This is a genomic window from Allobosea sp. GW821-FHT10B12, from assembly GCF_059415545.1.
Genome location: NZ_JBWKNL010000002.1, coordinates 131063 through 145452, shown reverse-complemented (window position 1 = coordinate 145452; position 14390 = coordinate 131063). Strand labels below are relative to the sequence as shown.

General features: G+C 66.3%; 12 protein-coding genes. 7 read left to right on the top strand and 5 right to left on the bottom strand.

Annotated elements, in window-relative coordinates; all coding sequences use genetic code 11:
* Window positions 1-25: 25 nt before the first annotated feature.
* Window positions 26-595, bottom strand: a complete 570-nt coding sequence (locus AC07O0_RS05970; RefSeq protein ID WP_494620955.1) for a TIGR00645 family protein — start codon at window positions 593-595, stop codon at window positions 26-28.
* 212 nt (window positions 596-807) lie between these two features.
* Between AC07O0_RS05970 and AC07O0_RS05965 the strand changes: the two genes are divergently transcribed.
* From AC07O0_RS05965 to AC07O0_RS05950, 4 genes are all read left to right on the top strand, one after another.
* Window positions 808-1260 carry a BA14K family protein gene (locus tag AC07O0_RS05965; RefSeq protein ID WP_494620953.1) on the top strand — a complete coding sequence of 151 codons (453 nt, stop codon included), beginning with the start codon at window positions 808-810 and terminating at the stop codon, window positions 1258-1260.
* A 59-nt stretch (window positions 1261-1319) separates the two neighbouring features.
* Window positions 1320-1772 carry a hypothetical protein gene (locus AC07O0_RS05960; protein ID WP_494620951.1) on the top strand — a complete coding sequence of 151 codons (453 nt, stop codon included), beginning with the start codon at window positions 1320-1322 and terminating at the stop codon, window positions 1770-1772.
* Between the two features lie 75 nt (window positions 1773-1847).
* A complete protein-coding gene (xth, locus tag AC07O0_RS05955) occupies window positions 1848-2627 on the top strand; it encodes an exodeoxyribonuclease III (protein ID WP_494620949.1) in 780 nt (259 codons plus the stop codon).
* 2 nt (window positions 2628-2629) lie between these two features.
* Window positions 2630-2920: a putative quinol monooxygenase gene (locus AC07O0_RS05950; protein ID WP_494620947.1), complete on the top strand. Its 291-nt coding sequence runs from the start codon at window positions 2630-2632 to the stop codon at window positions 2918-2920.
* A gap of 12 nt (window positions 2921-2932) precedes the next feature.
* Here AC07O0_RS05950 and AC07O0_RS05945 read toward each other — a convergent pair whose 3' ends face one another.
* From AC07O0_RS05945 to ilvD, 3 genes are all read right to left on the bottom strand, one after another.
* Window positions 2933-3301, bottom strand: a complete 369-nt coding sequence (locus AC07O0_RS05945) for a hypothetical protein (RefSeq protein ID WP_494620945.1) — start codon at window positions 3299-3301, stop codon at window positions 2933-2935.
* Window positions 3302-3365: 64 nt separating this feature from the next.
* Window positions 3366-4223 (bottom strand): tetratricopeptide repeat protein, encoded by an 858-nt coding sequence (locus AC07O0_RS05940; RefSeq protein ID WP_494620943.1) that lies wholly within the window; start codon window positions 4221-4223, stop codon window positions 3366-3368.
* Between the two features lie 76 nt (window positions 4224-4299).
* Entirely contained in the window at window positions 4300-6030 is a 1731-nt protein-coding gene (gene ilvD / locus AC07O0_RS05935; protein WP_494620941.1) for a dihydroxy-acid dehydratase, read from the bottom strand.
* Between the two features lie 668 nt (window positions 6031-6698).
* On the opposite strand from ilvD, the gene AC07O0_RS05930 reads away from it, so the two are divergent.
* The 3 genes from AC07O0_RS05930 to AC07O0_RS05920 all read left to right on the top strand — a co-directional run bounded on the left by AC07O0_RS05930 (window position 6699) and on the right by AC07O0_RS05920 (window position 11330).
* Window positions 6699-7712 (top strand): extracellular solute-binding protein, encoded by a 1014-nt coding sequence (locus tag AC07O0_RS05930; protein ID WP_494620939.1) that lies wholly within the window; start codon window positions 6699-6701, stop codon window positions 7710-7712.
* On the top strand, window positions 7709-9406 hold the full coding sequence (locus tag AC07O0_RS05925) for an ABC transporter permease (RefSeq protein WP_494620937.1): 1698 nt from the start codon (window positions 7709-7711) through the stop codon (window positions 9404-9406). The genes AC07O0_RS05930 and AC07O0_RS05925 overlap by 4 nt, the downstream gene beginning before the upstream one ends.
* A gap of 178 nt (window positions 9407-9584) precedes the next feature.
* A complete protein-coding gene (locus AC07O0_RS05920; RefSeq protein ID WP_494620935.1) occupies window positions 9585-11330 on the top strand; it encodes an AsmA family protein in 1746 nt (581 codons plus the stop codon).
* Window positions 11331-11493: 163 nt separating this feature from the next.
* On the opposite strand, the gene gyrA is transcribed toward AC07O0_RS05920, so the two are convergent.
* Window positions 11494-14283: a DNA gyrase subunit A gene (gene gyrA / locus AC07O0_RS05915; RefSeq protein ID WP_494620933.1), complete on the bottom strand. Its 2790-nt coding sequence runs from the start codon at window positions 14281-14283 to the stop codon at window positions 11494-11496.
* Window positions 14284-14390: the final 107 nt, after the last annotated feature.

Here is a 14390-nt window from a genome sequence, read left to right as displayed (position 1 = left end):
GAGCATGACGATCTGGCTCTAGGCCTCAGTGCCCCTTGCCGCTGCCACCGAGCGTCATCCGGTCGACCCAGGCGATGCCAATCGCCGAGACGATGAAGATGCTGTGGATCAGCGTCTGCAGCAGCACGCCGGTCGCGGTGTAGTTCGTCGCCGTCGGCCCGCCGATATTGCCGGCCTCGATGAAGGTCCGCAGCAGGTGGATCGACGAGATGCCGATGATCGCCATGGCGAGCTTGATCTTGAGGACCGAGGCGTTGACATGGCTCAGCCATTCCGGCTGGTCGGGATGGTTCTGCAGCCGAAGGCGCGAGACGAAGGTCTCATAGCCACCGACGATCACCATGATCAGCAGGTTCGAGATCATCACCACGTCGATCAGGCCGAGCACGACCAGCATGATCTGCTGCTCGCTGAAGTCGAAGGCGTGGGTGACGAGGTGCCAGAGCTCCTTCAGGAACAGGAAGACGTAGACGCACTGCGCCACGATCAGCCCGAGATAGAGCGGGACCTGCAGCCAGCGTGAGGCGAAGATCACCAGCGGCAGCGGCTTCAGGCCTTGAGTGGGAAGGTCGGCGGGATCGGCGGGCTGCGACATGGGGCTCCCAGATGGATAGATGGCTGCGGAAACGTTCGCCAGATGGGGCCTGGCGCGGCGGCGCGCAAGCCGAAAACTGCCAGGCAATGCCGGAAGTCGTTGAAATTTCGCCGCGTTTTGCGTCTACTACCTAGGGTAAGGTGACAGTGTTTGGGCAATGCCGGTAGGCTCGCCCGCGAATCCTCCCATCCGGGAGGGACAAGGAGTTCGAGATGATCAGGACGACGATGATCGCCGCCGCCCTAGCTGGCGGTTTCGCCCTTGCGACGCCGGCAACGGCTGCGCCGCTCGCGCCGGCCTCCGCCGCCATCGCAACCGCCGGCTCGAGCAATCTCGTCGAGCAGGTGCAGTACCGCCGTTATTACGGCCCGCGCTATGGCTATCGCGGCGGCTATTACGGGCGTGGCTATCGCTATAACCGCGGCGCGGCCGTCGGTGCCGGCATCGCCGCCGGAGCGCTTGGCGCTCTCGCCGCCGGCGCCCTGCTCGCCCCCGGCCCGGTCTATGCCGAGCCAGTGCCGCCGCCGGTCTATGCTGCCCCCCGGCCTGTCTACGTGGAGCCGGATGCCGACGCGATCGCCTATTGCTCGCGCCGCTTCCGCAGCTACGACCCGCAGACCGGCACCTATATCGGCTCCGGCGGCGTGGTCCGCGCCTGCCCGTAAGGCTCGACGAAGCCGGTCGCGCGCTTTGACGCGCGGCCGCCTCGATGCGAACATGCGGCATGCCCGCCAGACCGCCGCTTTGGCGCCTCTTCCTTGCTCTGTTGATCGCGCCGGTAATCCCGGTCGCCTTGCTGGCCGCCGGCTTCTGGTTCGCCAGTTCATCGCAGGCCGGCTACACGCACTATCTCTCCCAGCTGAAGCAAGTCGCGCTGATGGGCGCCTACCCACCCGCGCTGATGTTCGGCATCCCTACCCTCCTGCTCTTCTACTATGACCACGTGGCGCCCACCGCCCGTGTCGTCATTGTCACCGGGGGCGTGATTGCGAGCATCCCTTCGCTGCTCCTCGCGATTTTCGTCTTTCTCGATTCGGGTTCGTTCCTCGGCGGCTATGTTTTCGTGCCCCTGCTTCTGTCCCTGGTTCTCGGGCTTCTGGGCGGCGCCATTTTCTATCTTGTCGGCGTCCTGGACCTGAAGGGCTTGCGGTTGCGGTTGGCTTGCCGAGTCTGCTGACTTGCCGAGTCTGCTGACTTGCATTGACGGCCCGGCCACCTCTTATTCTCCGCTCGTCTGAATCGGAGTCGGCCCGTGCGCATCGCCACCTGGAACGTCAATTCGATCCGCCAGCGGTTGACCCACGTCCTCGCCTTCCTGAAGGAAGCCGAGCCCGACGCGCTCTGCCTGCAGGAGCTGAAATGCGTCGATGCCGATTTCCCGCGCGCCGAGATCGAGGAAGCCGGCTGGCAGGTTGCGATCCATGGCCAGAAGGGCTTCAACGGCGTCGCCATCATCTCGCGCAGCACCCTGGAGGACGTCCGCCGCGGCCTGCCGGGCGATGAGAGCGACGAGCAGGCGCGCTATCTCGAAGGCGTGCTGCCGCTGGGCTCAGGCGTTGTGCGCCTCGCCTCGATCTACCTGCCCAACGGCAATCCGCCGAACACCGAGAAATACCCCTACAAGCTCGCCTGGATGGAGCGGCTGGCGGTGCATGCCAGGGGCCTGCTCGCCCATGAGGAGCCGCTGGTGCTGGCCGGGGACTACAACGTCATTCCCGAGCCGCGCGACGCCCGCGACCCTGCTGCCTGGACCGGCGATGCGCTGTTCCTGCCGCCGACCCGCACCGCTTTCCGCAAGCTGCAGAGCTTGGGCTTCACCGAGGCGCTGCGCGCCACCACCGACGCGCCCGGCCTCTACACCTTCTGGGACTACCAGGCCGGCGCCTGGCAGCGGAACAACGGCATCCGCATCGACCATCTGCTGCTCTCGCCGCAGGCCGCCGACAGGCTCGGCGCCGTCTCGATCGCCAAGCATGTCCGCGGCTGGGACAAGGCCTCGGACCATGTCCCGGTGCTGATCGAACTCAACTGAACATGCTCAAGGTCATCGCCCAGGATTTCATCGAGCTCGAAGCGATCGAGCTGGTGAAGCCGCTTTACCGGGAGCTGGTCGAGAAGACGCGAGCCGAGCCGCTCTGCCTCGCCTATGATCTTTTCGTCGACCAGAAGGACCCCGGCCATTTCGTCTTCGTCGAACAATGGCCCGATCGCGCGGCGCTCGACGCGCATTGCCGGACCGAGCACTTCACCCGGCTGGTGCCGCAGATCAACCGGCATCAGCGGCAGGACTGCATCGTCACGCTGATGGATGCATTCGAGAGCTAGGGCCCTGCCCGGCTACTCAGGCGAGCCGCGCCTGACGCCGTCCTTGATGAAGACGCGGAACGGCGTCGTGCCGCTGGCGCTGCCATCGGCCGAACGCCATCGACCATTGCTGCAGAGCACGCCGCCTTGCGTCTCGGCCGCCTCGAACTCGATCAGGTTGTGATAGGTCGTGCCGTTCGGCTCCACGGCACGGAACTTCGTCGTGCATTTGCCGCCGGCGACGACCGGATCGTAGTCGTGGATCATGATGCCGCCACCGCCCGTGCTCGGGAACGGGTTCGTCATTGGAGGCCAGTCTTGGAAGCGCTCCTGCGCCCCGGCGCCGTGAAAGGCAAGCGCTGCGCAGGCTGCGATGAAGCTGAAGAATGCGGCGTCGCGCATGGCGAAGACTCCGAGGTCCGATACCTCGGCTACGTCGCCCTGCCGAACTTGGATGCAGCAGCGCTCAGCGCCGCTCGGCGCGGCCGTGCTGGCGCTCGACCAGGGCCAGCGCGGCCGTCCGGTCGTTTGCGCTCGCATTGGCGAAGGCGGCGTCGTAGCGCTCGACGATCCAGCCCTCGCGGGCGGCATCGGCGCTCTCGCGGGCGAGCGCCAGCCACATCAGCCCCATGATCGGGTGGCGCGGCACGCCGTCGCCGCCACGCAGCAGCATGTCGCCGAAGACGGCGCGCGCCGGAGCGTGCCCCTTCTCGGCCGCGAGCTTCATCCAGCGCGCCGCCTGGCGCGGATCGCGCGGAACGCCGGTGCCGTTGAGATAGAGCCGGGCGAGGTTGTACTGGCCATCCGGGTCGCCGAAATAGGAAGCGGCGTAATGGAACATGTCGAAGGCGCGGTCGGGATTGGGCTTCACATAGGTGCCCTTGATCCCGTCGAGGAAATAGCCGCCGAGCGCAACGAAAGCGGCCGCGACGATGCGCCCGTCCGAGGTGCCGGGAGTCTGGTCAGCGTTCTCGTCCGCGATCTTCGAGAAATACTCGAAGGCCTTGAGATCGTTGGTCGGAACGCCATCGCCGCTGGCATAGACCCGGCCGAGCTTGAACTGCGCAGCGAGATGACCCTGGGCGGCGGCGTATTCGAGCGCCTTGACCGCGCCGGCCTGATCGCCGGCGGTGGAATCGCGCATCCAGGCCTTCAGCGCGTCGCGGGCGCTGCTGAACGGGGCGATCGGCAAGGCGGTGTGGGCGGCAGGCCCGCTCGGCGCCGGCGCGATCGCGCGACCGGGAGCGAGCGGAACGGGCGTGCGGTTGTCCAGCTCCGGCTCCGGCAGGGCGATGCCGGGAATCGGGCGCGGCGGCACCGGCATGCGCTCGGCCGACGCGTCCTGCGCCCAGGCTGCCGACTGGCAACCCAGAGCAAGCAATGCTCCGGCAATGATAGCCTCAGATATCCGCATAGCACTGTGTCTCGGCTGCGCCTCCCGGATGGGTGACGGCGCCGCCCTTGGCGGATCCGACCGTCTGCGCGTATTTCCAAAGCGCGCCTGACCGGTAATCCGTCTGGCGCGGCGTCCAAGCCTTACGACGCTCCTGAAGTTCGGCATCAGAAAGGCGGACTGCGAGCTTTCCTGTGATGGCGTCGAGCTCGATGATGTCGCCATCCTTGAGCAGGCCGATCGGGCCGCCGACGGCGGCTTCGGGGCCGACATGGCCGACGCAGAAACCGCGGGTCGCGCCGGAGAAGCGGCCATCGGTGATCAGCGCGACCTTGTCGCCCATGCCCTGGCCGTAGAGCGCCGCCGTGGTCGAGAGCATCTCGCGCATGCCGGGGCCGCCCTTGGGGCCCTCATAGCGGATGACCAGCACGTCGCCGACCTGGTAGTCGCGGTTGGAGACGGCCTTGAAGGCATCCTCCTCGCAGTCGAAGCAGCGCGCCGGGCCGGTGAAAACCAGGCTCTCCTGCGGCATGCCGGCGATCTTCACGATCGCGCCCTCGGGCGCGAGATTGCCCTCGAGACCGACGACCCCGCCGGTCTGCGTGATCGGCTTGTTGGCCGGGTAGACCACGTCCTGCTGGTCGTTCCACTTCACCGAAGCGAGGTTCTCGGCGATGGTTCGGCCGGTCACCGTCATGCAGTCGCCGTGCAGATAGCCGTGGTCGAGCAGCGTCTTCATCAAGAGCGGGATGCCGCCGACCTCGAACATGTCCTTGGCGACGTATTTTCCGCCCGGCTTCAGGTCGGCGACGTAAGGCGTCTTCTTGAAGATCTCGGCGACGGCGAAAAGATCGAAGTCGATGCCGCATTCATGCGCGATCGCCGGCAGGTGCAGCGCCGCATTGGTCGAGCCGCCCGAGGCCGCGACGACCATCGCCGCATTCTCCAGCGCCTTGCGGGTGACGATGTCGCGCGGGCGGATGTTCCGGGCGATCAGCTCCATCACCATCTCACCGGCGGTGTAGCAGAAGGTGTCGCGCACATCGTAGGGCGCCGGCGCGCCGCAGCTATAGGGCAGCGCCAGGCCGATCGCCTCGGCGACGGTGGCCATGGTGTTGGCGGTGAACTGGGCCCCGCACGAGCCGGAGGACGGACAGGCGACCTCTTCGAGCTCCTTCAGGTCCTCGTCCGACATCGCGCCGACCGAATGCTTGCCGACCGCCTCGAACACGTCCTGGACTGTGACCGGCCGGCCCTTGAAATTGCCGGGCAGGATCGAGCCGCCATAGATGAAGATCGACGGCACGTTGAGGCGAACCATCGCCATCATCATGCCGGGCAGCGACTTGTCGCAGCCGGCGAGGCCGACCAATGCGTCATAGCAATGGCCGCGCATGGTGAGCTCGACCGAGTCCGCGATGACCTCGCGCGACGCCAGCGACGACTTCATGCCCTGGTGGCCCATCGCGATGCCGTCGGTCACGGTGATCGTGCAGAACTCGCGCGGCGTGCCACTGGCCGAGGCGACGCCCTTCTTCACGGCCTGGGCCTGGCGCATCAGGGCGATGTTGCAGGGCGCGGCCTCGTTCCAGCAGGAGGCGACGCCGACGAAGGGCTGCGCGATCTGTTTCGCGGTCATGCCCATCGCGTAATAATAGGACCGATGCGGCGCACGGGCCGGCCCGACACTCACATGCCGGCTGGGCAGCTTCGACTTATCGAAAACGCGCGCGTCCATTCAAACTCTGTCCCGCCACCCCACCTGGCGGGCGAAAGCTGTGCCACGCCGCCGCCCGCTGGTGCAATCATTCGCCCCGAGCAAGCTGCGAAGCATTTTTCTGCTCCACACTCTGCCAGACGAGGCTTAATTCTTCCGTATCTCAGATAGTTACTGAAGTTTGCAGCTGGGGCCGCTTTGTGGCGGCTTCGCGGCAATCATGGCAGCGCGCCGACGCAGCACTGCAATAGCTGCCCATGTTGTAGAAATGTCACGAATTTTAGCCGTCGCGGCGCGAAGCATGCCGCTGCATCTCGCAACCCTGGCGCGTGCCGGCACGACATCTTCGGTTCACGATCCCGGCACCACCGAAACACGATCCGGGCATTGCGAATGAGTGGATTTGTCGGATCCACGCTGAATGCTCACGTCAGCTCATCTCATGGGTGGCAGTGAGCCTGATCCAACCCTTTGAAGTCTTACGACTTTCGAAGCATCGAACTGACGGCAACCGCGATCACGAAATGCTCCCGCCATCCTCAGTTTAGAATTTATGTAATTAATATCTAGTTTAGAATAGATATAACTCATTGAAACCAAAGGGAAAATTCCTTGACCACCTTTTCCTGCCGCTCTACCGCTCCGTCCCATATGGCCGATTTCAGAGCCCCCGCCCGAAGGAGCGAGACATGACCATCAAGACCGCGCTTGCCGCGACAGCCCTGGCCTCTTGCCTGCTGGCCGCCCCTGCCCTTGCGCAGAGCGTCAACCTCTACACGACGCGCGAGCCGGCCCTGCTCAACCCGGTGATCGAGGCCTTCACCAAGGACACCGGCATCAAGGTCAATGCGGTCTTCCTGAAGGACGGCCTGCAGCAGCGCGTTCAGGCCGAAGGCGCCAACAGCCCGGCCGACGTGATGCTGGTCGTCGACGTCGGCGAGATCCAGGCGGTCGCCGATGCGGGGATCACGCAGCCCGTGCAGTCGGCGCTGGTCGACAAGACGGTTCCCGCCGCCCTGCGCGGCGCCGGCAACAACTGGGTTTCGCTGACCCAGCGCGCCCGCATCGTCGTCGTCTCCAAGGATCGCGTGAAGCAGGACACGATCAGCTATGACGAGCTCGCCGATCCCAAGTGGAAGGGCAAGTTCTGCATCCGCGCCGGCCAGCACCCCTATAACAACGCCTTCTTCGCCACCTATCTCGCCCGCAACGGCGCCGAGAAGACCGAAGCCTTCCTGAAGGCGATCAAGGCCAACACCGCCCGCAAGCCTGGCGGCGGCGACCGCGACGTCGCCCGGGACATTCTCTCGGGTCAGTGCGACATCGCCATCATCAACACCTACTATATCGGGCTGATGAGCAAGGCGACGAACGAGCAGAAGGGCTGGTACGACGCGATCAAGCCGATCAAGACCACCTTCGCCGGCGGCGGCACCCATGTGAACGTCTCGGCCGCGGCAATCGCCAAGAACGCCCCGAACAAGGAGAATGCCGTCAAGCTGATCGAGTACATGCTCGGTGAGAAGGCGCAGACCCTCTATGCCGACGGCAATTTCGAGTACCCGGTCAACCCCGACGTCAAGGAAGCCGCCGCGGTCAAGCTGCTCGGCGCGCTGACGCCCGACACGACCCCGCTCGGCGACGTCGCCAAGAACCGCAAGGCCGCCTCCGAGCTCGTCGACAAGGTCGGCTTCGACAATTGAGCCTGAACGCGTCCGCGACACATGCAGAACGGCCGCCAGCAACCCGCTGGCGGCCGTCGACGCGTCTGGTTTATCTGACAGCGGCCGCAGCCGGTCTCGTCGCGCTGCCGGTGCTGGCGCTCGCTTTCACGGCCCTGTCGGGCGAGGCACTGACAATCTGGCCGCATCTTGCTGCCAACGTCCTGCCGGTCGCACTCTGGAACACGGCGCTGCTGCTCGCCGGCGTCGCCCTGTTCTGCGGCGCCGTCGGCACCGGCGCCGCCTGGCTGGTGACGCAGTACGAATTCCCCGGCCGTCGCAGCCTGGAATGGCTGCTCGTGCTGCCGCTGGCGCTGCCGACCTACATCACCGCTTATGTCTACGTTGAGATCCTCGGCTTCCAGGGGCCGTTCCAGAGCGCGCTCCGGGCGCTGACCGGCTGGCGTAGCTTACGCGACTACTGGTTCCCCGATCCGCGCAACCTGCCGGGCGCGGTCCTGATCCTCGGCCTCGTGCTCTATCCTTATGTCTATCTCAGCGTGCGTGCGCTCTTCGCCATGCAGAGCGCCGCGCTGATCGAATCCGCCCGGACGCTCGGCACCAGGCGCTGGCCATTGTTCTGGCGCATCGGCCTGCCGATGGCCCGCCCTGCCCTCGCTGCCGGCCTGACGCTCGCTTTGCTCGAGACGCTGAACGACATCGGCGCCAGCGAGTATCTCGGCGTCCGTTCGCTGACGATCTCGGTCTACACCACCTGGATCAATCGCGGCTCGCTGGCCGGCGCCACCCAGATCGCCTGCGTCATGCTGCTCGTCGTGGTCGGGCTGATGGCCGCCGAGGCGCGCACGCGCGGGGCGCGGCGCTTCGCCCTGCCTGTCAAGCGGCCACGACCCGTCGGTCGCATCCAGCTCTCGGGCAATCGCGCCTGGGCGGCGGCGGCGGCCTGCTTCCTGCCGGCGCTGTTCGGCGCGGTGCTGCCGCTCATCTACCTGCTCGGCGAGTTCTGGCGCCGTGACCTGATCGCCCAGGCCGATGCGACGCTCTGGCGGGCGCTCGCCAATACCGTGGCGATCTCGGGGTTCTCGGCCGCGCTGATCGTCGCGATCGGCCTGGGCATCGCCGCGGCACTGCGGCTCGGGCGCGAGCATGCGCTGCCGCTGCTCGCCCGCATCGCCTCGCTCGGCTATGCCCTGCCCGGGACGGTGCTGGCGCTCGGGCTGCTGGTGCCGCTCGCAGCCTTCGACAACCTCGTCGCCGATGCGAGCCGCGCGCTCTTCGGTGCCAGTCCGGGCCTGCTGTTGCTCGGGTCGGGCGCCGCGCTGGTCATCGCCTATCTCGTGCGTTTCCTCACCATCGCAGTGAACGGCGTCGAGAGCGGCTATGCCCGCATCTCGCCGCGCATCGACGATGCAGCGCGCTCGCTCGGCGCCGACCGGCGCGAGCTGTTGCGCCGGCTGCATTGGCCGTTGATGCGCCCGGCCATTGCCGCGGCCGCCCTGCTCGTCTTCGTCGACTGCATGAAGGAGCTGCCGGCGACGCTGCTGCTGCGCCCGCTCAACTTCGATACCCTCGCCACGCTGGTCTACGGCCATGCCGCCCGCGGCGTCTTCGAGGATGGCGCTTTGGCGGCGCTGCTGATCGTCGCGATCGGCATCTACCCGGCGCTCAGGCTCGCCCGCGCCGGCGAACAGCCGTCAGTTTCGCGCGAAAACTGAAATGTTTCCCCGGCTTTGCAGCACCAGAGCCGGCGCTGAACTCGACATTCCCCGGTTGGAGGAATAAACCCTTGCCGCGCGACATAAATCGGCTGCCCCCCGGCCGATTCTGCCGCGATATCAGCTTGCCTGACGACGAGCCTCCGCCGTCGGGCCGATGAAGGCCACACGCCAGGCCATGTCACGACGCACCCTCATCCTCGGCCTCGCCGCCGCTGCGTTGCTGCTCGTCCTTGGGCTGCGGCCGTGGAATCTTGCGCTGTCGCATGTCGAGCGTTCCGTCGTCGCCGGCATCGAGGCCAGGACCGGCCTCAAGGTGACGGCTCTGCGCCGCGCCGAGATCGCCTTTCTGCCCCTGCCCCGGATCAGCCTGTCGGATGTGACCTTCGTCGATCCGCAAGGCGTGCTCTCGGGCAAGGCGGCACGTCTGCGCGCCCGCGCCAGGCTGTTGTCGCTGATCGGTGGCCAGCTCGACTTCGACCGCATCGACCTTGTCGTGCCGGAGCTCGACATCGCGGCCGCCGATACCGCCGGCGGCTATGCCGACTGGCTGGACCGCGCTCTCGGCTATCTCGCCCGGCTGGAGAGCCAGCCCCGGCTCGTCCTGACCTCCGGCAGCATCATGATGCGCTCCGGCAGCACGGTCCTGACCACATTGCGCGACGTCAACGTCGTGATCGAGGAGCGCGACGCCCAGGCACCGATCGCCCTCGCCGGCTCAATCACCTGGCGCGGCGAGCCTACGAAGGTCGATCTGTTCTGGCCGGTAGCGGGCGAGCGGTCGCGCACCGCCTTCTCCCTCGGCTCGCGGCTGATGAGCCTACGCCTCAACGGCACACGCTCCGCCACCCAGAACCTCACCAGCGGCCAGGTCGAGTTCAGCACGAAATCGCTCTCCGATGCCCTGGCCTGGATCGGGCCACGGCCGCGGATCGCCTCCCTGGTCCGCCAGGTCGAGCTGACGGCGCAGGCCAAGCTCGGCCAGGGCAGCATCTCGCTCGACAGTGTCGTGGCCAGGGTCGACGGCGATCAGCTGGAGGGCGCGCTCAAGCTCGACGGCGTGATGCCGAACTGGGCGCTGTCGGGCACGCTCGCCGGCGCCGAGTTCAATCTCGGCCGCCTGCTCCGCCAGGCCGAGCCGCCTGCACAGCCCGGCAATGAGATCGCCAGCCTTCCGCTCGAATTCGACGGCTGGACGGCCAATGACGTCGATCTGCGCCTCTCTCTCGATTCCGCTTCGATCGGTGCAACGCGCTTCAGTGATCTCGCAGCGCAATTACTGATCCGCAAGGGCCGCTTCGAGGCATCCTTGCTTCGTGCCACGGCCTATGGCGGCACGACGCGGGCCCGCATTCTCGCCACGCCCGTAGCTGCCGGCGCCGACGTCAAGCTTCAGTTCGGCCTCGAAAAGGTGAACTTGGCGCTGGCGGCCGATGATCTACCCGAACTCGCCCGCCTCAGCGGCACGGCGACGGGACAGCTTGCCTTCGACGGCGTCGGCAGCAACCTGGACCAGGTCGTGAACTCGTTGACCGGCCGGGCCAATCTGACGATCCGCCAGGGCGAGTTCCGCGGCATCGCCTTCCCCGACCTGCTGCGCAAGGCCGAGAAGCCGCCGACCTCGGCGCGCGACTGGCGCCAGGGCAAGAGCGCCTTCGAGACCTTGCAGCTCTCAGCCCTCGCCAATCTCGGCGTGCTCTACCTCACCGAGACCCAGCTCGCCGGCTCCGGCTACAACGTCGTCGTCAACGGCACGGCCGATCTCGGCCGGCGCTGGCTCGACCTCAACGGAGCGCTGAGCTCGACCACGACCTCGACGCGCGTGCCCTTCGAGGTCCGCGGCCCGTTCTTCGGCGCCGCCTTCACGCCCGAGATCGATGCATCGCTGCGGACCCCTGGCCCGGCGATCCCTCTGTTGCGCTGACCCCCCTCGACGTCATTCTCGGGCGAAGCGAAGCGCAGACCCGAGAATCTCCAGACGAAAGAGGCGCCCATAAGGGCGCCTCATTTGGCCTAAGATGCTCGGGTCAAGCCCGAGCATGACGCCGGTTTGCCTAGGCCGCCGGAGCATAGTCTACTGGGAAGGCTCACGCCTCGCCGGCCGTCTCCTCGCCTCCGCCATTCTCACCCTCGCCGGCCTCGCCCTCTTCCTCGCTCTCCTCGCCGATACGCTCGACCGAGACGACCTTCTCGCCCTCCGCCGTGTCGAAGATGGTGACGCCCTGGGTCGAGCGCCCGGCGATGCGGATCGGCTTGGGCCCTTCCACCGGAATCCGGATGACCTGGCCGCCATCGGTGACCAGCATGATCTGGTCGGTGTCGGTCACCGGGAACGAGGCGATCAGCTTGCCGTTGCGCTCATTCACGACCATGGCGGTGATGCCCTTGCCGCCGCGCCCGGTGACCCGGTACTCGAACGACGAGGTGCGCTTGCCATAGCCCTTTTCCGACACCGTCAGGATGAACTGCTCGGACGCGCCCATCTCGGCGTACTTGTCCTGGCCGAGTTCGATGTCACCGGCAGCCTCTTCCGCGTCGGCAACCGGCGCGGCCGTCTCGTCACCGTCACCGGTCACGGCGCGACGCGCCGCCGAGGCGAGCTTCAGGTAAGCAGCGCGCTCGTCCGGCGTCGCATCGAGATGATGCAGGATCGCAAGCGAGATCACCTCGTCGCCCTTGGCGAGGTTGATGCCGCGCACGCCGGTCGAGTCGCGGCCCTTGAAGACCCGCACCTCCGGCACGGCGAAGCGGATGCTCTGGCCCTCGGCCGTGGTCAGCAGCACGTCGTCATGCTCGGAGCAGATCTGCACGTCGACGATGGAATCGCCCTCTTCGAGCTTCATCGCGATCTTGCCGTTGCGGTTGACCTGGACGAAGTCGGAGAGCTTGTTGCGCCGGACATTGCCTGTCCTGGTGGCGAACATCACGTCGAGCCGCTCCCAGCTCTCCTCGTCCTCCGGCAACGGCATCACCGTGGTGATGCGCTCGTCCTTGTCCAGCGGCAGCATGTTGTTGAGGAACTTGCCGCGCGCATTGGGCGCCGAGAGCGGCAGCCGCCAGACCTTCTCCTTGTAGGCCTGGCCCAGCGAGGAGAAGAAGATGATCGGCGTATGCGTATCGGCGACGAAGAGGCGGGTGACGAAATCCTCCTCGCGGGTCGACATGCCCGAGCGGCCCTTGCCGCCGCGCTTCTGCGCCCGATAGGTCGAGAGCGGCACGCGCTTGATGTAGCCGGCATGGGAGACCGTGACGACCATGTCCTCGCGGGCGATCAGGTCTTCGTCGTCGAGATCGGAACCCCAGTCCTGGATCACGGTGCGGCGCGGCGTGGCGAAGGCCGTCTTGACCTCGGTAAGCTCGGTCTTGACGATCTCCTGGATGCGGGCCCGCGAGCGCAGGATATCGAGATAGTCGGCGATCTCCTTGGCGAGCTTCGCCAGATCGTCGCCGATCTCGTCGCGGCCGAGGGCCGTGAGGCGCGACAGGCGCAGCTCGAGGATCGCCTTGGCCTGCGCGTCGGAGAGCTTGTAGGTGCCATCGGCATTCATCGGATGGCGCGGATCGTCGACCAGCGCAATCAGCGGCGCGATGTCCTCGGCCGGCCAGTTGCGTGCCAGCAAGGCTTCATGCGCGGCCGACGGTGTCGGCGCCGTTCGGATCAGGCGGATGACCTCGTCGATATTGGCGACGGCGGTGGCGAGACCGCAGAGGACATGGGCCTTCTCGCGCGCCTTGTTGAGCAGATAGCGCGTGCGCCGCGAGACTACTTCCTCGCGGAACTCGACGAAGGCGGAGATGAAGTCCCTGAGGTTCAGGATCTCCGGCCGGCCGCCGGTCAGCGCCACCATATTGGCGCCGAAGGAGGTCTGCAGCGGCGTGAAGCGGTAGAGCTGGTTCAGCACCACATCGGCGACCGCATCGCGCTTGATCTCGATGACGACGCGCACGCCCTCGCGGTTCGATTCGTCGCGCAGGTCGGAAATGCCCTCGATCCGCTTCTCGCGGACGAGATCGGCGATCTTCTCGACCATCGTCGCCTTGTTCACCTGATAGGGAACCTCGGTGACGATGATCGCCTCGCGCTCCTTGCGCAGCTCCTCGATATGCGTCTTCGAACGCATCACGATCGAGCCGCGCCCGGTGTGATAGGCCGAATGGATGCCGCTGCGACCCATGATCTGGGCGCCGGTCGGGAAGTCCGGGCCGGGCACGATCTCGATCAGCTCGTCGATCGTGATCTCGGGGTTCTCGATCAGCGCGATACAGGCGTCGATCACCTCGCCGAGATTGTGCGGCGGAATATTGGTCGCCATGCCGACCGCGATGCCGCCGGCGCCGTTGACCAGCAGGTTCGGATAACGCGCCGGCAGGACCGTCGGCTCGTGCTCCTTGCCGTCATAGTTCGGCTGGAAGTTCACGGTGTCGAGGTCGAGATCCTCGAGCAGCGGCATCGCCGCCTTGTCGAGACGCGCCTCGGTATAGCGATCGGCCGCCGGGCTGTCGCCGTCCATCGAGCCGAAATTGCCCTGGCCGTCGATCAATGGCAGGCGCAGCGAAAAGTCCTGCGCCATGCGCACCAGCGCGTCATAGACCGCGAGATTGCCGTGCGGATGGTACTTACCCATCGTGTCGCCGACGATGCGGGCGCACTTGGTGTAGGGCCGGTCGGGCAGGTTCTTGTTCTCGTGCATCGAGAACAGGATGCGCCGGTGCACGGGCTTGAGGCCGTCGCGGACGTCAGGCAGAGCACGGCTCACGATCACGCTCATCGCGTAATCGAGATAGCTCTTCTTCATCTCGTCGGTGATCGCGATCGGCTTGATGTCGCCGCCCGGCTGCGGGCCGTCGTCGCGCTTGTCGTCGTTGTCTTCGCTCAAGGGAAAAAGTCCCGTTTACCGCTGGTTTTTCAACGTTCTGGCTAGCCGATTCCGGCACACGAAGCCAGCAAAACGCGATTCTATTCAGAGAAAATAAAACCGTTTCG